The organism is Streptomyces daliensis (assembly GCF_054782395.1).
Genome location: NZ_BAAGSO010000015.1, coordinates 59,420 through 81,201, shown reverse-complemented (window position 1 = coordinate 81,201; position 21,782 = coordinate 59,420). Strand labels below are relative to the sequence as shown.

The 21,782-nt window shown below is 70.6% G+C and carries 18 protein-coding genes and 3 tRNA genes; 11 read left to right on the top strand and 10 right to left on the bottom strand.

From position 1 onward, the window contains the following. Positions 1 to 14: 14 nt before the first annotated feature. The 5 genes from ACYVOO_RS04495 to ACYVOO_RS04475 all read right to left on the bottom strand — a co-directional run bounded on the left by ACYVOO_RS04495 (position 15) and on the right by ACYVOO_RS04475 (position 2,735). Positions 15 to 854 (bottom strand): ABC transporter permease, encoded by an 840-nt coding sequence (locus ACYVOO_RS04495; RefSeq protein ID WP_461014329.1) that lies wholly within the window; start codon positions 852 to 854, stop codon positions 15 to 17. Next, on the bottom strand, positions 851 to 1,867 hold the full coding sequence (locus ACYVOO_RS04490; protein ID WP_461014328.1) for an ABC transporter ATP-binding protein: 1,017 nt from the start codon (positions 1,865 to 1,867) through the stop codon (positions 851 to 853). Before ACYVOO_RS04490 ends, ACYVOO_RS04495 begins: the two co-directional genes overlap by 4 nt. 173 nt (positions 1,868 to 2,040) lie before the next feature. Next, positions 2,041 to 2,113 (bottom strand) — tRNA-Gly (locus ACYVOO_RS04485). A 77-nt stretch (positions 2,114 to 2,190) separates the two neighbouring features. Beyond that, positions 2,191 to 2,262 (bottom strand) — tRNA-Gly (locus ACYVOO_RS04480). A gap of 143 nt (positions 2,263 to 2,405) precedes the next feature. Further along, on the bottom strand, positions 2,406 to 2,735 hold the full coding sequence (locus tag ACYVOO_RS04475; protein WP_453349350.1) for a histone-like nucleoid-structuring protein Lsr2: 330 nt from the start codon (positions 2,733 to 2,735) through the stop codon (positions 2,406 to 2,408). A gap of 362 nt (positions 2,736 to 3,097) precedes the next feature. On the opposite strand from ACYVOO_RS04475, the gene purS reads away from it, so the two are divergent. The 8 genes from purS to purM all read left to right on the top strand — a co-directional run bounded on the left by purS (position 3,098) and on the right by purM (position 12,195). Beyond that, positions 3,098 to 3,391 carry a phosphoribosylformylglycinamidine synthase subunit PurS gene (purS, locus tag ACYVOO_RS04470; protein WP_461014327.1) on the top strand — a complete coding sequence of 98 codons (294 nt, stop codon included), beginning with the start codon at positions 3,098 to 3,100 and terminating at the stop codon, positions 3,389 to 3,391. Then, positions 3,388 to 4,065: a phosphoribosylformylglycinamidine synthase subunit PurQ gene (gene purQ, locus ACYVOO_RS04465; RefSeq protein ID WP_461014326.1), complete on the top strand. Its 678-nt coding sequence runs from the start codon at positions 3,388 to 3,390 to the stop codon at positions 4,063 to 4,065. Before purS ends, purQ begins: the two co-directional genes overlap by 4 nt. Then, a complete protein-coding gene (purL, locus tag ACYVOO_RS04460) occupies positions 4,065 to 6,326 on the top strand; it encodes a phosphoribosylformylglycinamidine synthase subunit PurL (RefSeq protein WP_461014325.1) in 2,262 nt (753 codons plus the stop codon). Before purQ ends, purL begins: the two co-directional genes overlap by 1 nt. A gap of 176 nt (positions 6,327 to 6,502) precedes the next feature. Continuing rightward, positions 6,503 to 7,513 carry a LacI family DNA-binding transcriptional regulator gene (locus ACYVOO_RS04455; RefSeq protein WP_461014324.1) on the top strand — a complete coding sequence of 337 codons (1,011 nt, stop codon included), beginning with the start codon at positions 6,503 to 6,505 and terminating at the stop codon, positions 7,511 to 7,513. Between the two features lie 162 nt (positions 7,514 to 7,675). Further along, complete coding sequence (locus ACYVOO_RS04450; RefSeq protein WP_461014323.1) at positions 7,676 to 8,500, top strand: sterol carrier family protein; 825 nt, start codon at positions 7,676 to 7,678, stop codon at positions 8,498 to 8,500. A 210-nt stretch (positions 8,501 to 8,710) separates the two neighbouring features. Beyond that, positions 8,711 to 9,076 carry a hypothetical protein gene (locus ACYVOO_RS04445; protein ID WP_461014322.1) on the top strand — a complete coding sequence of 122 codons (366 nt, stop codon included), beginning with the start codon at positions 8,711 to 8,713 and terminating at the stop codon, positions 9,074 to 9,076. Between the two features lie 310 nt (positions 9,077 to 9,386). Next, a complete protein-coding gene (gene purF / locus ACYVOO_RS04440) occupies positions 9,387 to 10,949 on the top strand; it encodes an amidophosphoribosyltransferase (protein WP_453349356.1) in 1,563 nt (520 codons plus the stop codon). A gap of 151 nt (positions 10,950 to 11,100) precedes the next feature. Continuing rightward, positions 11,101 to 12,195, top strand: coding sequence for a phosphoribosylformylglycinamidine cyclo-ligase (gene purM / locus ACYVOO_RS04435; RefSeq protein ID WP_461014321.1), 1,095 nt, complete (start codon positions 11,101 to 11,103; stop codon positions 12,193 to 12,195). Between the two features lie 89 nt (positions 12,196 to 12,284). Here purM and ACYVOO_RS04430 read toward each other — a convergent pair whose 3' ends face one another. Next, positions 12,285 to 12,542, bottom strand: a complete 258-nt coding sequence (locus tag ACYVOO_RS04430) for a DUF3073 domain-containing protein (RefSeq protein ID WP_461014320.1) — start codon at positions 12,540 to 12,542, stop codon at positions 12,285 to 12,287. 202 nt (positions 12,543 to 12,744) lie between these two features. Beyond that, positions 12,745 to 13,947: a Leu/Phe/Val dehydrogenase gene (locus ACYVOO_RS04425; RefSeq protein ID WP_461014319.1), complete on the bottom strand. Its 1,203-nt coding sequence runs from the start codon at positions 13,945 to 13,947 to the stop codon at positions 12,745 to 12,747. Positions 13,948 to 14,179: 232 nt separating this feature from the next. On the opposite strand from ACYVOO_RS04425, the gene ACYVOO_RS04420 reads away from it, so the two are divergent. Then, positions 14,180 to 15,055: a hypothetical protein gene (locus ACYVOO_RS04420; protein ID WP_453349360.1), complete on the top strand. Its 876-nt coding sequence runs from the start codon at positions 14,180 to 14,182 to the stop codon at positions 15,053 to 15,055. A 478-nt stretch (positions 15,056 to 15,533) separates the two neighbouring features. Beyond that, a complete protein-coding gene (bldC, locus tag ACYVOO_RS04415; RefSeq protein ID WP_003949541.1) occupies positions 15,534 to 15,740 on the top strand; it encodes a developmental transcriptional regulator BldC in 207 nt (68 codons plus the stop codon). Between the two features lie 492 nt (positions 15,741 to 16,232). Here the strand turns inward: bldC and ACYVOO_RS04410 are convergent, their stop codons facing one another. The 3 genes from ACYVOO_RS04410 to hrpA all read right to left on the bottom strand — a co-directional run bounded on the left by ACYVOO_RS04410 (position 16,233) and on the right by hrpA (position 20,969). After that, positions 16,233 to 16,442, bottom strand: a complete 210-nt coding sequence (locus tag ACYVOO_RS04410; RefSeq protein ID WP_461014318.1) for a DUF6274 family protein — start codon at positions 16,440 to 16,442, stop codon at positions 16,233 to 16,235. Between the two features lie 161 nt (positions 16,443 to 16,603). Then, positions 16,604 to 16,678 (bottom strand) — tRNA-Asp (locus tag ACYVOO_RS04405). Positions 16,679 to 16,835: 157 nt separating this feature from the next. After that, positions 16,836 to 20,969: an ATP-dependent RNA helicase HrpA gene (hrpA, locus tag ACYVOO_RS04400; RefSeq protein ID WP_461014317.1), complete on the bottom strand. Its 4,134-nt coding sequence runs from the start codon at positions 20,967 to 20,969 to the stop codon at positions 16,836 to 16,838. 270 nt (positions 20,970 to 21,239) lie between these two features. Between hrpA and ACYVOO_RS04395 the strand changes: the two genes are divergently transcribed. Next, positions 21,240 to 21,710: a hypothetical protein gene (locus tag ACYVOO_RS04395; protein WP_461014316.1), complete on the top strand. Its 471-nt coding sequence runs from the start codon at positions 21,240 to 21,242 to the stop codon at positions 21,708 to 21,710. The last annotated feature ends 72 nt before the right edge of the window (positions 21,711 to 21,782 follow it).

Genomic DNA, 21,782 nt, shown 5'->3' with positions numbered 1-21,782 from the left:
CCTCGCCCGTACCGCTACCTGCGCGGCTCCCAGCGGAACCACCGTCGCACAGCGAACCCCGCCAGCGCGGTCCACAGCACGGCGACCCCCACGGAGCGCAGCATTCCGGCCCCGTCCAGGCCCCCCGACCAGCCCTCGCGCACCAGCTCCATCAGCGGCGAGACGGGCAGCCAGGCGCACACGTCGGCCACCGTGTCGGGCAGGACGCTCAGCGGCACCAGGACCCCGGAGGCGGCGAAGGAGACCAGCAGCAGCGGCATCGCCGAGAGCTGCGCCGACTCCGTCGTCCGCGTGATGACCGTGGTCGCCGCCGCCATGGCCACCATCATGACCATGCCCAGCAGCACGCCGAGGGCGACGGCGAGCGGGTTCTCCGGCGCATTCATCCCCAGCACGGCCGCACCGCCTGCGAGCAGGAGCACGCACTGCGTCGCGCCGATCAGCACCATGGGCAGCGCGGCCCCGGCGAGTATCTCCCCGTCCCGCAGCTCGCCGGTGCGCAGCCGCTTGAGCACCAGTTCCTCGCGCCGCGTCACGAAGCTGCCGACGAGGGTGGAGTAGACGGCGAAGAGCAGCACGTAGCCGATCCCCGCCGGCAGGAGCACCGTTCCCGCCGAGAGCCCGGTGCCGCCCAGGTCCATGCCGTCCACCGTCGGCTTCATCGCGAAGGTGATCAGTACGGGCAGCGCCAAGGCCGTGAACAGCGCCGACTTGTTGCGTACGAGCAGGATCAGCTCCGCCCTGGCCAGCGCCTTCATACGCGCGACGGTGCCGCCGCCCGCACTGCGCCTCGTCGGCTGCGTCGGCCGCGTCCGTCCCGTCGGATCCGTCGGCCTCGCGTCCACCGTGCTCATACCGTCCCCACCTTGTTCTCGTCCCGGTCCATTTCTCCGGCGTCCTCGTGCGCCGCGCCCGCGGGCGCCCCCGGACCACCGTCCGCGCTGCCCGGGCCGTCCGCGCCGTCCGTGTCCTCCGTCTCGCGCGCGATCTCCAGGAACGCCTCCTCCAGCGAGGCGGCCCGCGCCTGGAGCCCCTCCAGCGCGACGGCCTGCTCGCGCGCCCAGAGCAGCAGCGTGGTCAGCGCCCCCTGGAGGTCACGGGTACGGATCTCCACGCGCTGCCCGTCGACCGCCGCCGGCACGGACAGGGGCAGCCGCTCGTGGCCGACGCCCCGGGGAAGGGTGAAGCGGATCGTGGACGGGCGGGCCGCGACGACCTGTTCGGGCGTGCCCGAGGTCACGATCCGCCCCGCCCGCATGATCGCGAGGCGGTCGGCGAGCTGCTCGGCCTCCTCCAGATAGTGGGTGGTCAGCAGCACGGTCGTCCCCTCGTCCCGCAGCGTGCGCACCAGTTCCCAGGTGGCGCGGCGGCCCTCCGGGTCCATGCCGGTCGTCGGCTCGTCCAGGAAGAGCACCTCGGGCCTGCCCATGAGCGCCAGCGCCAGGTCGAGCCGCCGCCGTTCACCGCCCGAGAGCTGCTTGACGCGCACGTCGGCCCGCCGCCCCGAAAGACCGACCCGCTCCAGCACCTCGCCGACGGGCAGCGCCTCCGTCGTGCACCCCGCCCACATCCGCGCCGTCTCGGCCGCCGTCAGCTCGGAGGGGAAGCCGCCCTCCTGGAGCATCACGCCCGTGCGGGGCCGCACCACGGCGCGGTCCGCCAGCGGGTCGAACCCCAGCACCCGCACCGTCCCCGCGCTCGGCCGTGCCAGCCCCTCCAGCAGTTCGACGGTGGAGGTCTTGCCCGCGCCGTTGGTGCCCAGCAGGGCGAAGATCTCCCCTTCCCGTACGGAGAAGGAGACGTCGCGCACCGCCTCGAAGCCCTGCGCGTAGCGCCGTTTCAGTCCCTCGGTCTCGATCGCGTCCATGGCTCAAGGCTCGCGTGCGGGAGAGGGAACGGGCGGTGCGAGCTGTCACGAGTCCGGATGACGAATGTCATGGGCCTGATGTCATAGGCCCCTGGCTTCTGTCGTAGGCCCACGGCTTCCCCGGTTTCACGCAAATAGGGCCCCGGTCCGAAGACCGGGGCCCTATTTCACTGAGCGGACGACGAGGCTCGAACTCGCGACCTCAACCTTGGCAAGGTTGCGCTCTACCAACTGAGCTACGTCCGCACGCATCCACCCAGCTTTCACTGAGCGGCGCGACCAATACTGTACCTGATCGTTTCGGATCGGAGGTCCAGCGTGAGAGCGGGTGACAGGAATCGCACACTGCGCCTCCCTCTTGGAAAGAGGGCGCTCTACTACTGAGCTACACCCGCGCGCTCCGGGGTTCAGGCCGTTTCCGGCCCGCCCTGCGGCGTGTGCCTGACTCTAGCCGATCAACCGGGGTGGATGGCAAGTCGACTGGTTCCAGGGCCGCCGGGCACTCCGCGGGGTGGCCGCGGGAACCCCCTCCGCGGGCTCAGGAGCCGTTGGGGCGCGAGGCGTTGAAGGCGTCGTAGACCTTCTTGGGGATGCGTCCCCGCGCCGGTACTTCAAAGCCGTTGGACTCCGCCCAGGCGCGCACGGCACGCGGGTCGGGGTCGACGGAGGTGCGGTGGTAGGTCTTGCCCGACTTCGCGCGCTTGCGACCCGCCTCCACAAAGGGGGCCAGCTCTCCACGCAATTTCTTCGCGTTGTCGGTGTTCAGATCGATCTCGTACGACTTCCCGTCGAGTCCGAAGGAAACCGTCTCCGACGCTTCCCCGCCGTCGATGTCGTCGGAGAGTGTCACCACTACGCGCTGCGCCACGGATATCGGTCCTTCCATCAGGATCACGAAAGTGATCACTCCATATTCCCGTGCTGACGTGGGGGGATACAGGTGATCCAGTTGATCGGGATCAGTGCCTTTTCATTTATGCGCCGACGGGCATTGTATGAGGACGCCGCGGATATTTTGGGCCGCGTCTCATCCCGCAATCGGGACCTTACGTTTTTCTTCGCCGTTTTCCCAGTGCCGCGTGTCGCCGATGTAGGGGTACGGGCGATATCAACGCGCGTAGATTCTGTGGGCGGGTACGCTGGCGAACGCGGCGTCCGCCGTACAGGCAGGCAGCACGCGTCAGCGGTCGCAACAGCGGTCAAGCACCACCCACATCACCGGGAGTACCTGTGGCTCGCGTCGTAGTCGACGTCATGCTGAAGCCGGAGATCCTCGATCCGCAGGGGCAGGCGGTGCAGCGTGCACTGCCCCGTCTCGGGTACGAGGGCATCTCCGACGTCCGTCAGGGCAAGCGCTTTGAACTGGAGGTCGACGGCCCCGTCGACGACTCGGCGCTCGCCCGTATCCGGGAATTGGCCGAGTCCTTCCTCGCCAACACCGTGATCGAGGACTTCACCGTCCGCGTCGAGGAGCCCGCCGGGAACGGTGGCGGTACCGCGAAGACCGAGGGAGCCGTGGCGTGACCGCGCGTATCGGCGTCGTCACTTTTCCCGGTTCGCTGGACGATATCGACGCGCGGCGCGCGGTCCGGCTCGCGGGCGCCGAGCCCGTCGAGCTGTGGCACCGCGACAAGGACCTGCACCAGGTCGACGCGGTCGTGCTCCCCGGTGGTTTCTCCTACGGCGACTATCTGCGCTGCGGCGCCATCGCGCGTTTCTCCCCCGTCATGGAGACGCTCGTCGAGCAGGCCAGGGCCGGAATGCCCGTGCTCGGGATCTGCAACGGCTTCCAGGTGCTGTGCGAGTCCCACCTGCTGCCGGGCGCGCTGACGCGCAACGACCACCTGCACTTCATCTGCCGGGACCAGCGCCTGCGCGTGGAGAACGCGGACACCGCGTGGACGGTGGACTACGCGGCGGGCCAGGAGATCACCGTCCCGCTCAAGAACGGCGAGGGCGGCTACGTCGCCGACGAGCGCACCCTCGACGCGCTGGAGGCCGAGGGCCGGGTCGTCTTCCGCTACCTCGGCCGCAACCCCAACGGTTCGCGCCGCGACATCGCCGGTATCACCAACGAGGCCGGGAACGTGGTCGGCCTCATGCCCCACCCCGAGCACGCCGTCGAGGAGCTGACGGGGCCGACGACCGACGGTCTCGGCTTCTTCACCTCGGTACTCAAGAAGCTGGTCAACGCCTGATGACGCCTCGCACGACTCTGGACACCGTCAAGCACGCGGCTGAGACTCCCGAGACCGAACAGCCCTGGGCCGATCTTGGTCTGAAGCAGGACGAGTACGCGCGCATCCGCGAGATCCTCGGCCGCCGCCCGACCGGCGCCGAGCTGGCCATGTACTCGGTGATGTGGTCGGAGCACTGCTCGTACAAGAGCAGCAAGGCGCACCTGAGGCAGTTCGGCGAGAAGGCCCCCGAGACCGACGCGCTGCTCGTCGGCATCGGCGAGAACGCCGGTGTCGTGGACGTCGGCCAGGGCTACGCGGTCACCTTCAAGGTCGAGTCGCACAACCACCCCTCCTACATCGAGCCCTACCAGGGCGCCGCCACCGGCATCGGCGGCATCGTCCGGGACATCCTCGCGATGGGCGCCCGCCCCGTGGCCGTCATGGACCCGCTGCGCTTCGGCGCCGCAGACCACCCCGACACCAAGCGGGTGCTGCCCGGCGTCGTCGCGGGCATCGGCGGCTACGGCAACTGCCTGGGCCTGCCCAACATCGGCGGCGAGGTCGTCTTCGACGACTGCTACCAGGGCAACCCGCTCGTCAACGCCCTGTGCGTCGGCGTGATGAAGCACGAGGACATCCACCTCGCGCAGGCGTCCGGCACCGGCAACAAGGTCATCCTCTACGGCGCCCGCACCGGCGGCGACGGCATCGGCGGCGTCTCCGTCCTGGCGTCGGAAACCTTCGACGCGGAGGGCCCCGCCAAGCGGCCCGCCGTCCAGGTCGGCGACCCCTTCCAGGAGAAGCTGCTCATCGAGTGCACCCTGGAGATCTTCAAGGAGGATCTGGTCGCGGGCATCCAGGACCTCGGCGGCGCGGGCCTGTCCTGCGCCACCAGCGAGCTGGCCTCGGCTGGTTCGGGCGGCATGCGCGTCGAGCTGGACACGGTGCCGCTGCGGGACTCCTCCCTCTCCCCGGAGGAGATCCTGATGAGCGAGTCCCAGGAGCGCATGTGCGCTGTGGTCGAGCCGGACAAGGTGGACCGCTTCCTGGAGATCTGCGAGAAGTGGGACGTCATCGCCACCGTCATCGGCGAGGTGACCGACGGCGAGCAACTGGAGATCTTCTGGCACGGCGAGCAGATCGTCGACGTGCCGCCGCGCACCGTCGCGCACGAGGGCCCCGTCTACCAGCGGCCCTACGCGCGCCCGGCCTGGCAGGACGCGCTCCAGGCCGACGACGCGGCGAAGCTGCCCCGGCCCGCCAGCGGCGATGAACTGCGGGCCGCCGCGCTGGCCCTGGTCTCCTCGCCGAACCAGGCGGCCAAGTCCTGGATCACCGACCAGTACGACCGCTACGTGCTCGGCAACACCGTCCTCGCCCAGCCCGAGGACGGCGGCATGATCCGCGTCGACGACGAGACGGGGCTCGGGGTCGCCGTCTCCACGGACGGCAACGGGCGCTACGCCAAGCTCGACCCCTACACGGGCGCGCAGCTGGCGCTGGCCGAGTCGTACCGCAACGTCGCCGCCACGGGCGCCAAGCCGCTCGCCGTCACGGACTGCCTCAACTTCGGCTCGCCCGAGGACCCGGCGGCCATGTGGCAGTTCGCTGAGGCGTGCCGGGGCCTGGCCGACGCCTGCAAGGAGCTGGGCACCCCGGTCACCGGCGGCAACGTCTCCCTCTACAACCAGACGGGCGACGTGGCCATCCACCCCACCCCGGTGGTCGGCGTGCTGGGCGTCATCGACGACGTCACGCGGCGCACGCCCGTCGCCTTCGCCGAGGAGGGTCAGCTCATCTACCTCCTGGGTGACACCAAGGAGGAGCTGGGCGGCTCCGCCTGGTCGCAGGTGGCGCACGGGCACCTGGGCGGGCTGCCCCCGGCCGTCGATCTGGAGCGGGAGAAGCTGCTCGCCGAGATCCTGATCGCCGCCTCCCGCGACGGCATGGCCGACGCGGCGCACGACCTCAGCGACGGCGGCCTGATCCAGGCGCTCACCGAGTCCTGCCTCAAGGGCGGCAAGGGCGCGCGGATCGTCGTGCCGGACGGCATCGACCCGTTCGTCTTCCTCTTCTCCGAGTCGCAGGGCCGCGCGCTGGTCGCGATCCCGCGCAGCGAGGAGGTCAGGTTCAGCGAGATGTGCGCGGCACGCGGGCTGCCCGCGGCGCGCATCGGCGTCGTGGACGGCGACGAGATCGAGGTCCAGGGGCAGTTCAGCCTGCCGCTGGACGAACTGCGCGAGGCGCACACGCGGACGCTGCCGGAACTGTTCGGCTGACGCTCCGGTCCCGTGCGGGTGCGGGGGCCGGGGAAGGCGGCGCGGTTCGCCTTCCCCGGCCCTTCGCGTGCGGCGGAGGCGTAGTCTCGTGTCACGGCACAGCGCGCATGTGAACGGCCCCGCTCAGCCGGTGGTTTCCCGCGGCCGGGGGCCGTCGAGGGGCCGGGGGGAGCGGCATGGGAGGGGCGAGGCTCAAGGACGTCGCCGAGCGCGCGGGCGTGTCGATCAAGACCGTCTCCAATGTCGTACGCGGCGAGATCCGCGTCGCCGAACCCACCCGGACACGGGTGCTCCGCGCCATCGACGAACTGGACTACCGCCCCAACGCCTCGGCCCGCCACCTGCGTACGGGACGCAGCGGCGTCATCGGCCTCGCCGTACCCGAACTGGTCCAGCCCTACTTCGCCGAGCTGGCCACCGCCGTCATCGAGGCGGCACGCGCGCACGGCGTCGCCGTCCTCGTCGAGGACACGGGAGGCGATCCGGAGGCCGAACTCCGCGTCGCGCGCGGCCTGTCAGACCCCCTCGTCGACGGTGTCCTGATCTCCCCGTCCCGCCTCGACCAGGCGGCCCTCGTCCGTGGCCCGCGCCGCGTGCCCCTGGTCCTGCTCGGCGAGCGGGACTTCGAGGTGCCCGCCGACCACGTCCTCATCGACAACGTCAGCGCGGCCCGGGAGGCGACGGAGCATCTGCTCGCCCGCGGCTGCCGCCGCATCGCGGCGCTCGGCTTCCAGACGAGCGCCACGCGCCACACCACCTCGCAGCAGCGCGCCCGCGGCTATCTGACGGCGCTGCGCGCGGCGGGTCTCGCGTACGACCCTGCCCTCACCCCGCCCGTGCGGGGGTTCGCACGGGCCGAGGGCCAGGCCGTGACGCGCGGCCTGCTCGCGCTGCCGGAGCCGCCCGACGCGGTGTTCTGCTTCTCCGACCTGCTGGCCTCCGGCGCGGTACGTGCCGCCTACGACGCGGGGGTGCGGGTGCCGGGAGAGCTGGCCGTGGTGGGGTTCGACGACATCGAGGAGACGCGGTTCTGCGTGCCCTCGCTCACGACGGTCGCGCCCGACAAGGCCCAGCTCGCCCGCCTCGCCGTCGACGCGCTCCTGACCCGCGTCACGGGCGACCCCGAGGCGCCCCACACCACGATCCACGCCTCCCACCGCCTGATCCCCCGCGAGAGCACGTCGTGAGGCGGCGACGGCGGCGACGGCGACGACGGCGGCGATCGCGGCGACGGCACCGGTGACGGCGGCGGCCTCGGGCCTCGCGGGGCCGGACCGGAGCGGAACATGCCGCGACCGGCCCCCACCGCACCCGGGCGGATACGGGCCGCACGGCGCTAACCTCACCGCATGCCGCCCGCCGAACCGAAACGTACGAAGCCCCGCGTCCACGACCCCGTCAGAGTCCGCAAGGCGCTGACCGCGCAGGTCGAGGCGGTCACGGAGGCCGCCCACGCGCTCAGCGCCGAGCAGCGCGCGCTCCCCTCGGGCCTGCCGGGCTGGGACGTGCACGCGCTGCTCGTCCACATCGCGCTCCAGATCGACGCGCTGCCCCGCGCCCTCGCCCGCCCCGAGGCGGCCTCGTCGGACCTCGCGGGCGCCCGGCCCCTGGACCTGCCCACCTGGGTGCGCACCACCTCCGACTTCGCCCACGACCTGGACGAGGAGACCCGCACCGAGGCGGCCCGTACGGACGACGCGGCGGCCCGTATCGACGAGGCCGTCGCGCAACTGGACCCGGTGCTGGAGTCGGCGGTACGGCCCGACCTCCTCGTCCCGCACCCCGTCGGCGCGATGCGCGTGCTGGACTTCACGGTGACCCGGCTCGTCGAACTCGTCGCCCACAGCGACGACCTCGCCCGCGCCACGGGCGTCCCTGTCACCCTGGACCGGACGGCGCTCGCGACGTCGGTCAGGCTCCTCGCGGACGCGCTCGCCGCGAAGGCGCCGGGCGGCTCGGTGGAGGTGCGGATCCCGCCGTTCGCGGTGACGCAGTGCGTCGAGGGGCCACGGCACACCCGGGGCACCCCGCCCAACGTGGTCGAGACGGACCCCCTCACCTGGCTGCGCCTCGCGACGGGCCGCACATCCTGGTCGGCCGCGCTCGCCGACGGCACGGTCTCGGCCAGCGGCGACCGCGCCGACCTCGGCCCCCAGCTCCCGGTACTGGGCTGAGCGACGGGCTCCGGCACGTCGACGGTCTCCTCGGTGCCCTTGATCCGGAACCGGATCACATCGCCTGGGGCGTGGTCCTCGACTGGAGTACAACTAGGTGTAGAAGGCATGGAGTTGGGCAGGGTCCTGACCCTGCTCCTGATCACAGCCGGAGCAGAGGGGTCCGGTAACCACTACCGCCCTTGGACGACGAGTACGGAGCGGTGAGCAATGAGCATGCCCGGCGGAACCGGCAACACCAGTGGTCGCTACCTCATCCGGGGTGACTACTACGACGAAAATCTCACGGAACGGCAGCTGACCGACACCGTCACGATCGTGTGGGGCTCTGTGGGCCTGGTCTTCGGGGTGTTCATCGGAATGGGGCTGTCGTCGCTCTTCGGGCTGTCGACCGTATTCCGCGCCGTGCTGGTCACTGCGTCAGTCCTCGTCATCGGCGGGAGCACCGCATGGATCGCTCGCCGGATAGCGCGGCGCGGAACGGAGGACAAGCGGGTCGCACAGTTCCACGCGGAGTACGGAAGTGCCGAGAGCGACAGCGCCGACAGCGATACGCAACGGGACGCTGAGCGATGAGCGGCCGTGGCGGCCTGCGCTCCTCGGGTCCGGCTCCGGCACTGCCCCGCATTCTGAGAGGACCCCAAAGAGAAGGGGAGGAACCTCACAGCGAGCCCTGCGGCGACCCCTCTCGCGGGCCTCTCGCGGCCCCCGTGTGCCGCCCGTACGGGGCCCCTCGCGCCCCCGCGCCCGAGGCCCGCGCGGAGGGCGCCGCAGGCGTGCACAGGGCCCTCACCAGGCACGTCACTCCCCGTGGTGACTCCGTCACCACGGATTCGATCCCGTCCCCGATTCGGAGCAGCGCCCCACCTGTCCTAGACTCGATGGCGTGCCACGTGGTGACGGACGACTCAACCACGACCTCCTCCCCGGTGAGAAGGGTCCCCAGGACGCCTGCGGCGTCTTCGGTGTCTGGGCCCCGGGGGAAGAGGTCGCGAAGCTCACGTACTTCGGGCTGTACGCACTGCAACACCGTGGACAAGAGTCCGCGGGCATCGCGGTGAGCAACGGCTCCCAAATTCTCGTCTTCAAGGACATGGGCCTGGTTTCCCAGGTCTTCGACGAGACCTCTCTCGGCTCCCTCAGGGGCCACATCGCGGTCGGTCACGCCCGGTATTCGACGACCGGCGCTTCCGTCTGGGAAAACGCCCAGCCGACCTTCCGCGCGACGGCCCACGGCTCCATCGCCCTGGGCCACAACGGAAACCTGGTCAACACCGTCGAGCTGGCCGAGCTGGTAGCCCAGCAGGCGTCCGTGGGCAACGGACGCGCGACGCAGGTCGCGGCCACCAACGACACCGACCTCGTCACGGCCCTGCTCGCGGGCCAGACCGACGAGGACGACAAGCCCCTCACCGTCGAGGAAGCGGCACCCCGTGTGCTGCCAAAGGTGAAGGGCGCCTTCTCGTTCGTGTTCATGGACGAGCACACCCTCTACGCGGCGCGCGACGCGCAGGGCATCAGGCCCCTGGTCCTCGGGCGCCTGGAGCGTGGCTGGGTCGTGGCGAGCGAGACCTCGGCCCTGGACATCGTCGGCGCCAGCTTCATCCGCGAGATCGAACCGGGCGAACTGGTCGCCATCGACGAGGACGGCCTCCGCTCCACACGCTTCGCTGATGCGAAGCCGAAGGGCTGCGTCTTCGAGTACGTCTATCTCGCCCGCCCCGACACGGACATCGCCGGACGGAACGTCTACCTCTCCCGTGTGGAGATGGGCCGCAAGCTGGCGGCCGAGGCCCCGGCGGACGCCGATCTCGTCATAGCGACTCCCGAGTCCGGCACGCCCGCGGCCGTGGGCTACGCCGAGGCGAGCGGCATTCCGTACGGCAGCGGACTGGTCAAGAACAGCTACGTCGGCCGGACCTTCATCCAGCCGAGCCAGACCATCCGCCAACTGGGCATCCGCCTCAAGCTCAACCCGCTCAAGGAAGTCATCCGCGGGAAGCGCCTGGTCGTCGTCGACGACTCGATCGTGCGCGGCAACACCCAGCGCGCCCTCGTCCGGATGCTCCGCGAGGCGGGCGCCGCCGAGGTGCACGTGCGGATCAGCTCCCCGCCCATCAAGTGGCCGTGCTTCTTCGGCATCGACTTCGCCACCCGCGCCGAGCTGATCGCCAACGGTCTCTCGGTCGAGGAGATCGGCAAGTCCCTGGGCGCCGATTCGCTGGCCTACATCTCCACCGACGGGATGATCGAGGCGACGACGATCGCCAAGCCCAACCTGTGCCGGGCCTGCTTCGACGGGGAGTACCCGATGGAGCTGCCCGACCCGGAGCTGCTGGGCAAGCACCTCCTGGAGGCGGAGACCGAGGGGCAGGCCAAGCCCGACGTCGACGGCGTCGGGACCCTGACCGCCGGCCTCGGCGGATCGGACGCGCTCAAGCGCCCGTAGCGGACCCTCCGCGACGGGCGGCAGCGATATGCGCCGAGCGACGAGCGAACAGCGCTGATCAGCCGATCCGCCGACCGACCGACGACGACCCGACCGACGATGACCTGTCGACGACCTGTTGACCGACCGAACCCCGAAAGGGCTCACTGTCATGCCTGCTGAATCCTCTGAAGGTGCCCCGCACCAGGGCACCGGCGCCAGCTATGCGGAGGCGGGCGTCGACATCGAGGCGGGCGACCGCGCCGTCGATCTGATGAAGGAGTGGGTGCGCAAGGCCCAGCGCCCCGAGTCCGTGGGCTCGCTGGGCGGCTTCGCCGGGCTCTTCGACGCCAGCGTCCTGAAGCGGTACGAGCGCCCGCTGCTCGCCTCCGCGACGGACGGCGTCGGTACCAAGGTCGCCATCGCGCAGAAGATGGACATCCACGACACGATCGGCCACGACCTGGTCGCGATGGTCGTGGACGACCTCGTGGTCTGCGGCGCCGAGCCGCTGTTCATGACCGACTACATCTGCGTCGGCAAGGTCGTCCCCGAGCGGGTCTCGCAGATCGTCAAGGGCATCGCCGAGGGCTGCGTCCTCGCGGGCTGCGCCCTGGTCGGCGGCGAGACGGCCGAGCACCCAGGGCTGCTGGCCCCGGACGAGTACGACGTCGCGGGCGCCGGCACGGGCGTGGTGGAGGCGGACCGCCTGCTGGGCGCGGATCGCATCCGTACGGGGGACGCGGTGATCGCCATGGCGTCCTCGGGGCTTCACTCGAACGGGTACTCGCTGGTGAGGCATGTGCTCTTCGACCGCGCGGGCTGGGCCCTGGACCGGAACGTTCCGGAGTTCGGGCGCACCCTCGGCGAGGAGCTGCTGGAGCCCACCAAGATCTACTCGCTGGACTGCCTGGCCCTGAACCGCACCACCGAGGTGCACGCGTTCTCGCACATCACCGGCGGTGGCCTCGCCAGCAACCTGGCCCGCGTCATCCCGGACGGCCTCCACGCGCGGGTGGACCGCACCACATGGGCGCCGGGCCCTGTCTTCGACGTGGTGGGCACGGCGGGTGACGTCGCCCGCGCCGAGCTGGAGAAGACCCTGAACATGGGCGTCGGCATGATCGCCGTCGTCCCCCCGCAGTCCGTCGAGGCGGCCCTGAGCACCCTGACCGACCGAGGCGTGGACGCCTGGGTCGCGGGAGAGATCGACGAGCGGGGCGAGGGCGCGGAAGCGGTGACCCTCACCGGGGACTATGCGCGCTGAACCCGCTCCCGGAACCGGGCCCGCTCGCGGGACAGCACAGAACCCGGTCCGGCGGATGCCGGACCGGGCTGTGGTGTGTGGACGTCAGGTCAAGCGCGACGTCGATGCGAAGAAGTATCGGAGGACTCGTCCTCGTCCTCTTCCTCATCTTCGTTGTACAGCTCCGCGTACTGTGCGTACGGGTCGTCGTCCAGCTCATCGTCCTCGAACCGCTCACCGTTCGGCGACTGGTTCGACGGCGATGCGCCCAGCTCCTCGGCCAGGCGGGATAGGTCCGTCCCACCGCTGTTGTACTTAAGCTGGCGGGCGACCTTCGTCTGCTTGGCCTTGGCCCGGCCGCGCCCCATGGCTCGACCCCCTCAACGACGGGGCTCGACGGCCCCAGAGTCTTGACACGCGTTCACAATTCAGAGCGGACTCTCGACAGAGAGACCGGTTCCGTAGGGCTTCAACGGTACCTGCTTCCGCGGCCGTACGGTACGTCGCCCGCACGACACGGCTGCCGCCCGACGCGCCCCATGACCATCCCTTTGCTGGTCAGCCGTGATTTTACCTTCCTGCCGCGGATCGACCCGCCGAGGGGTCGTGAGAAGGCTCTCGTCCCGCGATCCGCTGCTCCGCGATGCGGTCGGCGGCGGCCGCCGGGGGCACTCCGTCGGCGTCCGCGCGACGGAAAATCTCCGCCGTCGTGTCGAAGATTTTCCCCGCCTTTGCTTTCGCACGTGCGAAGTCGAAGCCCTGCAACTCGTCGGCGACCTGGATGACGCCGCCCGCGTTGACGACGTAGTCGGGCGCGTAGAGGATCCCGCGGTCGGCGAGGTCCTTCTCCACCCCCGGGTGGGCGAGCTGGTTGTTGGCGGCCCCGCAGACCGCCTTCGCGGTGAGCGCGGGCACGGTGTCGTCGTCCAGCGCGCCGCCCAGGGCGCACGGCGCGTACATGTCCATGCCCTCGGTGCGGATCAGCGCGGCGGTGTCGGGCGCCACGAGGACCTCGGGGTGCGCGGCCCGCACCCGCGCCACGGACTCGGGCCGCACATCGGTGATCACGACCCGCGCCCCGTCCTCCAGCAGGTGCCCCACGAGCAGGTGCCCGACCTTCCCGACGCCCGCGATGCCGACCGTGCGGCCCCGCAGCGTGGGCGCTCCCCACAGGTGCTGGGCGCTGGCCCGCATGCCCTGGAAGACGCCGTAGGCGGTGAGCACGGACGAGTCGCCCGCGCCGCCGTTCGCGGGCGAACGCCCTGTGGTCCAGCGGCACTCGCGCGAGATGACGTCCATGTCCTGCACGTAGGTACCGACGTCGCACGCGGTCACATAGCGGCCACCGAGCGAGGCCACGGCGCGCCCGTAGGCGAGCAGCAGCTCCTCGCTCTTGGCCTTCTCCGGGTCCCCGATGATCACGGCCTTGCCGCCGCCGTGGTCCAGCCCCGCGAGGGCGTTCTTGTACGTCATGCCCCGCGCGAGGTTGAGCGCGTCGAGGACGGCGGCCTCCTCGGGGCGCTGGTGGTGCTCGACGGCGTCCGCGTAGGGGTGGAAGCGGGTGCCGCCCAGGGCCGGGCCCAGCGCGGTGGAGTGGATGGCGATCACTGCCTTGAGGCCGCTCGCGCGGTCCTGGCACAGCACGACCTGCTCGTGCCCGCCCTGCTCGGAGTGGAACAGGGTCCGCAGAACTCCCGCGTCGGCCGGTCCGTCGACGTCGGCCTGGTGCACTCCTGGTGAGGACTGCCGGGAGAGGGGACGTACATCAGTCACGGTGGTGACTCCTGTGTCGCGTTGGACGCCCTCCTGTGGGTGGGGAGGGCCGGACGACAGCAGCGTACGACCTGCGCGTGACCGCATCGTTGCGGTGCCACGATCGGGGTAGTCAACTGTCCTGCGGGACGCCTTCGCGAGTTCACGCCTCCGTCCGGAGGAGTGTCAGCGAAGCGTCCGCACGGATGGTCCCGCCATCCGGCGTCCGACAGAGGTCCTGGAGGGGAAGCGCGTGGCTCAGCAGGCGGCGGTCATCGTCCCGTACACGGCGTATCTGCGGGTGTACGAGCCACTGGCCGCGTTCCCCGAGCCGGAGCGCTCCCACTGGGTGCGGTACGCCAAGCGGGAGCACTTCCCCACGGCACAGGACGAGCTGCGCAGGGCCCTGTCCGACCTGCTGGCGGTGCCGCCCGTCGCGGTGCCGGTGGCCGAGAGCGCGGACGCCTTCGTCGCGGAGGTGGATGGTGTGACGTGCGTCTGCCCCTGGCGGACCCGGCTGCGGGGCTGGCAGGCGCTCTCGGCGCTCTCCCAGGCCGCGGGGGAGCAGGAGGTGGCGCTGCCGGCGCCCGTGCTGGACGCGGCCGTCCCGCCCGTCGTGCGGCGCGAGGCCGCGGCGGACTACGAGCGCTGGCTGACGCGCAACCCCGACGCGCGGCCCTGGATCCGCACCGCGCTGTGGCATGTGCCCGTGCGCTGGTTCGTTCTCTTCTCCGATGAAGAAAAGGAGTTTGCGAAGCCCGGAACGGGTGAGGAGAGCGGACAGCAGTTCGTACTCCGCTACCGCACTCCCATGGTTCAGGCGAGGCGCCGCCTCGCTCGCGGCCTGAAGGTGCTCCGCGAGGAGCTGGAGGAAGGGCCGCTCGTCGATGGCCTGGTGGACGTGGGCCGGTGGCTGGAGGAATTCCATCCCCGCTCCCTCGTCGAGCTGGACTACGGCGGTCTGGCGCATGCGATCCCCGAGGACCGGCTCGCCGACGACCACTCCGCTGCCGATGTGGCGGAGGGGATCGCGGCGCTCCGCGAGGGGGACGGAGAGCGGGCCGGCGTGGCGTACGAGCGGCTGACGGACCGCTGGCGGGCGGTACGGGAGCTTCAGTTCGCCAACTGAGCCCCCGTTCACTCACCGATCACTCAGGTCACTCAGGACCTTTGTCCCGAACCGGGCCAATGGTTCAAGCGTGATGGATAGCACTTACCAGGGCCTTGCTCTCAGACCTGTCCCTCGTGTCAAAATAGGACAAGGAGCTCGCAGAGGGCTCCTTCCGTTCAACTATGGGCGGATAGATCGGTATTGCGCTCCTTGGTAGGGCTGGTGACATCTGGTCACACTGTGACTGATCGTCACGGTCGCGTGACTGTCCGTTATGGCACGGTCCATCGGCTTCCGCCGAGGTTGAACACCTGAGAGGGCAATTCCATCGGTTTGGCCGACGTGGCTGGACAGATGGTGTAGTTGTAGTGCCGAGGACAAGCCGTTCGTCCTATAACCGACTCGGCTCGCGTGCGCCATTTCGGGCAACGCGGGTCAAGGTGCAGAATTTAGAGGAAAGAACCGTGATGGTTCGGTTCTCCCGAGGAGGCCGCTCATGACCGCTCGCACCCCTGATGCCGAGCCGCTGCTGACCCCGGCTGAGGTTGCCACGATGTTCCGCGTGGACCCGAAGACGGTCACGCGCTGGGCCAAGGCAGGCAAGCTCACGTCCATCCGCACGCTCGGTGGGCACCGCCGCTACCGCGAGGCGGAGGTGCGTGCGCTGCTGGCGGGCATTCCGCAGCAGCGCAGTGAGGCCTGATCAGGCGAAATAACTGGATATCCGGGCGTTTTCGGGGCCCCCACCTCGTCTTTGCGCCCATGTCGCACCATGCGTCAGGTCACTGTCCCCAACAGTGCTTGGTCGTTTGATCGCGCTGGACTCCGCCGGGTCCAGCGCGATCTTTTTATGTCCAGGGGGCCAGGGGGCCAGGGGGCCAGGGGTCCAGGGTGCCGCGCGGGCCCGACTGGGCCTGGCGGAGGGGGACTTGGGGCTTCCCGGCCACCTGGGACGGGGTCTGTGCGAGGTGGTGCCGCGTGGCCTGGAACGGGCAGTGCAATTGCACATATTAAATTGACCGGGTGCGGGGAGCCCATGAGTTCCCTACTCGCCGGGTGGGATTCGGTGACTCCCGTCACAGCGTCGGGGTCTTGTCGCGTATGTCGGCGCTGCTGTAATGGGGATCTTGAGTGGGTCCGTGCTCGCTCCGCGTCCAGCGTGACACCCGGGGCCGGGCCGAGGGGCCTGCTTCGGTCACTTCGTCGGGGGACTTTGGTCCTCGCTCGTGCCGTCGTCCGGCTCCGAGGGCGTGCGGGCCGGGCCCGACTCCATCGCCAGCCGCAGGAGCCGGTGGCATATGGGGCAGTGGCGGGTCACATGGCGGTAGCGCGTCGCAGCCGCCAGATGGGCGCGCAGAAGTGCCCTGGTCTCATGCCGCCCCGGTGTGCTCGCAGCCCTTGTCATCGGCGCTCCACCTCCTTCAGCAGAGGTACCCCCGGGCCGTACGGCCGTCAAGGGAGCGGGGGCGCTGGAGGCGCCGGGGAAGCGGGAGGAGCAGGGAGACCAGAGGGGGAACAGCGGAAGGGCCCGCCCCTCTCGCGGGGGCGGGCCCTTCTCATCTCGTGCGGTCCTGACGGGATTTGAACCCGCGGCCTCCACCTTGACAGGGTGGCGAGCACTCCAAACTGCTCCACAGGACCTTGCTCTGCGCGCTCGGCGCGAGACGAGACTTTACAGCAGGTCAGAGGGCGAAGCGAACTCACGTTGCGCGACGAGGGCGTTACGCGTCCGGGAGCCGCCTCCCGCGCCCGTCACCCACCCTTCCCAGGCTCCTCCCGCGCCTCCTCCGGCCCGGCCTCACGCTCCCGGAGGGGCCGCCGCGTCCACGGCCTTCATGATGCGTTTGTCCGAGACGGGATACGCCGTACCCAGCGCGTGCGCGAAGTAGCTGACCCGCAGTTCCTCGATCATCCAGCGGATGTCCCGCGCCGCCTTGGGCACCGGCCGCCCCCTGGGGAACTGCTCCAGCAGCCACAGGTACTCGTCGCGCATCTCGTGCACCTTCGCCATCCGGGTGCGGTCGCGCTCGGCGTTGGAGGGGAGCTGCTGGAGGCGGCGGTCGGCCGCGACGAGATAGCGCAGCAGGTCCGGCAGCCTGGAGGCCCCGTGCAGGGTCACGAAGCCCGGGCAGATCAGGGCCGTGAGCTGCTCCTTGACGTCCGTGAGGGACGGCAGCAGCACCGGGCTCTTGATGCCGCGCAGCCGCTGCTCGCACGAGTGCCAGGCGGCCAGCACCTCTTGGACCTGCTTCACCGTCCGCAGGGTGGCGTCGACGAGATCGGCCCGTACCGCGTCGAACAGCTTCTGGTGCGACTCCTCGTCCCAGGCGGGTCCGCCGTGTGCCGCGATGAGGCGGTCCGTCGAGGCCGTGACGCAGTCCTCGAAGAGGGCCTGGACGCTGCCGTGCGGGGAGCGGGAGAGGGCGAGCTTCTGCGGGTTGGACAGCTTGGAGGCGGCGAACTTGGCCGGGTCCGACGGGATGTTGAGCAGGATCAGCCTGCGCGTGCCCGGCCACATGGCCTGACGCTGTTCGGCCTCGGTGTCGAAGAGGCGCACGGACACCGAGTCGCCGTCGTCCACCAGCGCCGGATACGCCTTCACGGGGTGGCCGGCGCGGCGCGTCTCGAAGGTGCGCGGGAGGGTGCCCAGGGTCCAGGTGGTCAGGCCGGTGCGCTGCGAGAGCGGGGACGGCGCGGGGCCCGCGCTTCCGTCGCCCTGAGCGCCTTCTGCGGCCTCCTCGGCCCCCGGAGCGCCCGACGGGCCGCCGGGCGCTCCCGCGGCGTCCTGGGCGCCGCCGCGGCCCCGTCCGCCACGCTTCCCGCCCTTGCGGGCCTGCTCCCTCGTGGAGGACTCGAAGGCGCGGGTGATGGCGGCCTGGGTCTGGTCCTTGAGCTTGAGCTGCAACTCCTCCAGGTCCTTGGACTCGGCCAGCTTCTTGCGCCGCTCGTCGACGACCCGGAAGGTGACCCGCAGATGGTCGGGCACCTTGCCGAGGTCGAAGTCCTCGGCGGACACGGGGACGCCGACCATGCGCCTCAGCTCGCGCGCCAGCGTGACCGTCACGGGCTCCTGGAAGGGCGGCGCGCCCTCGCCCGAGGCGGCGGGGAAGGCGGCCAGGAAGCGCTTGGCGAAGTTGGGCGCCGGGACGTAGTGGCGGCGTACGGGCTTGGGCAGGGAGCGGATCAGCTCGGTGACCAGGTCCTCGCGCAGGCCCGGGATCTGCCAGTCGAAGCCCTCGGCCGTGACCTGGTTGAGGACCTGGAGCGGGACGTGGACGGTGACGCCGTCCGCGTCGGCGCCCGGCTCGAACTGGTAAGTGACCTTGAACCGCAGCTCGCCCTGCCACCACACGTCCGGGTAGTCGTCCTTGGAGACCTCGCCGGCCCGCTCGTTGATGAGCATGGACTTCTCGAAGTTGAGCAGGTCCGGGTCCTCGCGGCGCTGCTTCTTCCACCACGCGTCGAAGTGAGCCCCGGAGACGATGTCCTCGGGGACGCGCTGGTCGTAGAAGTCGTAGAGCGTCTCGTCGTCCACGAGGATGTCGCGGCGGCGGGCCCGGTGCTCCAGCTCCTCGACCTCGCCGAGGAGTTTGCGATTGTCATGGAAGAACTGGTGGTGCGTGCGCCAGTCGCCCTCGACCAGCGCGTTGCGGATGAACAGGTCGCGGGAGGTCTCCGGATCGATCCGCCCGTAGTTGACCTTGCGCTGCGCGACGACGGGGACGCCGTAGAGAGTCACCCGCTCGTACGCCATCACGGCCGCCTGCTTCTGCTCCCAGTGCGGCTCGCTGTACGTGCGCTTGATCAGGTGCTCGGCGAGGGGCTCGATCCACTCGGGCTCGACCTTCGCGTTGACGCGGGCCCACAGCCGCGACGTCTCGACCAGCTCGGCCGACATGATCCAGCGGGGGGCCTTCTTGAAGAGGGCCGAGCCTGGGAAGACCGCGAACTTCGTGCCACGGGCGCCCAGATACTCGTTCTTCTCGCCCTCCTTGAGCCCGATGTGCGAGAGCAGCCCCGCCATCAGCGACTGGTGGACGCGGTCCGGGTCAGCGTCCTGCTCGTTCAGGGCGATGCCCATGGTCTTGGCGACCTGGCGCAACTGCGTGTAGATGTCCTGCCATTCGCGTATGCGCAGGTAGTTCAGGAACTCGGACTTGCAGGCGCGGCGGAAGGCCGACGAGGACAGCGCCTTCTGCTGCTCGCGCACATACCGCCACAGGTTCAGCAGCGCGAGGAAGTCGCTCGTCTCGTCCTTGAACCTGGCGTGCTGCTGGTCGGCCTGCTGCTGCTTGTCCGAGGGCCGCTCGCGGGGGTCCTGGATGGACAACGCCGCCGCGATGACCATGACCTCGCGGGCACAGCCGTTGCGGTCGGCCTCCAGGACCATGCGGGCCAGCCGGGGGTCGACGGGGAGCTGCGCGAGCTTCCTGCCCGTCGGCGTCAGGCGGGCCTTGGGGTCCTTCTGCTTGCCGTCGAGCGCGTGCAGCTCCTCCAGCAACTGGACGCCAGCCTTGATGCTGCGGTGCTCCGGGGGGTCGATGAAGGGGAACTTCTCGATGTCGCCGAGCCCGGCGGCGGCCATCTGGAGGATGACGGAGGCGAGGTTCGTACGGAGGATCTCCGCGTCCGTGAACTCGGGGCGCGAGAGGAAGTCCTCCTCCGAGTACAGCCGGACGCAGATGCCGTCCGACGTACGCCCGCAGCGGCCCTTGCGCTGGTTGGCGCTGGCCTGGCTGACGGGCTCGATGGGGAGGCGCTGGACCTTGGTGCGGTGGCTGTAGCGCGAGATGCGGGCCGTGCCCGGATCGATCACGTACTTGATGCCGGGGACCGTCAGCGAGGTCTCGGCCACGTTCGTGGCCAGCACGATGCGGCGGCCCGAATGGCGTTGGAAGACGCGGTGCTGCTCGGCGTGCGAGAGGCGCGCGTACAGGGGCAGGACCTCGGTCCCGGGGAGCTGTTTCTTCTGGAGCGCGTCCGCCGTGTCGCGGATCTCGCGCTCTCCGGAGAGGAACACCAGGATGTCGCCGGGGGCCTCGCGGCGCAGCTCGTCGACGGCGTCGCAGATCGCGGTGACCTGATCGCGGTCGGGGGACTCGCTGTCCTCTTCGAGGAGGGGGCGGTAGCGCACCTCTACGGGATACGTACGGCCCGAAACCTCCACGATCGGGGCATCCCCGAAGTGGCGCGAGAAGCGCTCGGGGTCGATCGTCGCCGAGGTGATGATCACCTTCAGCTCGGGCCGTCTCGGCAGGAGTTGCGCGAGATAGCCGAGCAGGAAGTCGATGTTGAGGCTGCGCTCGTGCGCCTCGTCGATGATGATCGTGTCGTACTGGAGCAGCTCGCGGTCCTGCTGGATCTCGGCGAGCAGGATGCCGTCCGTCATCAGCTTGACCAGGGTGTGCCCCTTGACCTGGTCGGTGAAGCGGACCTTCCAGCCGACGGTCTCGCCCAGCGGCGAGTTCAGCTCGTCGGCGACGCGCTCGGCGACCGTGCGGGCCGCGATGCGGCGCGGCTGGGTGTGGCCGATGACGCCGTGGATGCCACGGCCCAGCTCCATGCAGATCTTGGGGATCTGCGTCGTCTTCCCGGAGCCCGTCTCGCCCGCGACGATCACGACCTGGTGGTCGCGTATCGCCTCCAGGATCTCGTCCTTCTTCTGGCTGACGGGCAGCTGCTCGGGATACGTGATCCGAGGCACGGCCTCGCGCCGCGACTCGACCCGCAGCTCGGACTCGTCCATCGCGGCGGCGATCTCGGACAGCACGGCGGCCCGTGCCTCGGGCTTGCGGATCCTCCGCGCGCCGTCGAGACGGCGGCCCAGCCGCTGCCGGTCGCGCAGCATCAGCTCGGGCAGGCGCTCGCGCAGGGCGCCGGGAGCGCCGGGAGCGCCAGGAGCGTCGGGGGAAGGAGGCGTGGAAGTCGGCATACCTGATCCAGGATCGCACCTCCCCGAATCGACTGGCGAACGAATTGCCCGGCGACGGGGGGACGGGCGGGGTCGTACGGGTGCGCCGCGGGGGTTGCGGGGCGGGGGGTGGGGCGGGCCCGGAGCGGTGCGGGGGCGTCCCCCTGGGCGCGGGGTGGCGGGGTGCCTGGCGGCACGGCCCGGCCTCTTCTGCGTAGGCTGGCCCGAGTCAGCAGCGGACAGCGGCAGCCGTTGGCAGCCAGCGCGAGAGGTTCCGGAGGTTTCGCCGTCATGACCCGCAGCAGCACGCGGAGCCGCTCGACGGCCGTCGTGCTCGTGGGGCTGCTGGTGGCGCTGTGCGCCCTGTTGACGCCGAAGGCGACGGCCACGGGGTCCTCCGGACAGGGCGTGTCCGGTGCGGTCACCTCCGGCTCCGTCACCTCTGGTGCGGTCACCTCTGGCGCCGTCGCATCCGAAACCTCCGGCGCCTCTGGAACCGTCGGAACCGCTGTCCTGGCCGATGGCGGAGACAAGGCGCCCCACGACCCCGGCGCTCCGGGATGCCACCGTTCGCAGGGCGGCGACGGTTCCCTCCCCGCGACCCGTGGCGGCGCTCCGCAGAGCCAGCCGCTGGTGCTCAGCGAGTGCCCGCTGCCCGCGTCGCACAGCGCGCTCGACGCGGCCCACGCCCGCCCGCCCGTGCGCGGGCCCTCTCCGCTGGCGCCGCCCACTCCCGTCGGCCTCTCCGTCCTGCGCGTGTAGAAGCGCCGGGGGGCTCGTGACGCATGCCCGTACGCGGGTCACGTCGCCCTGCCCTCCCCGGATCTGTCAGCC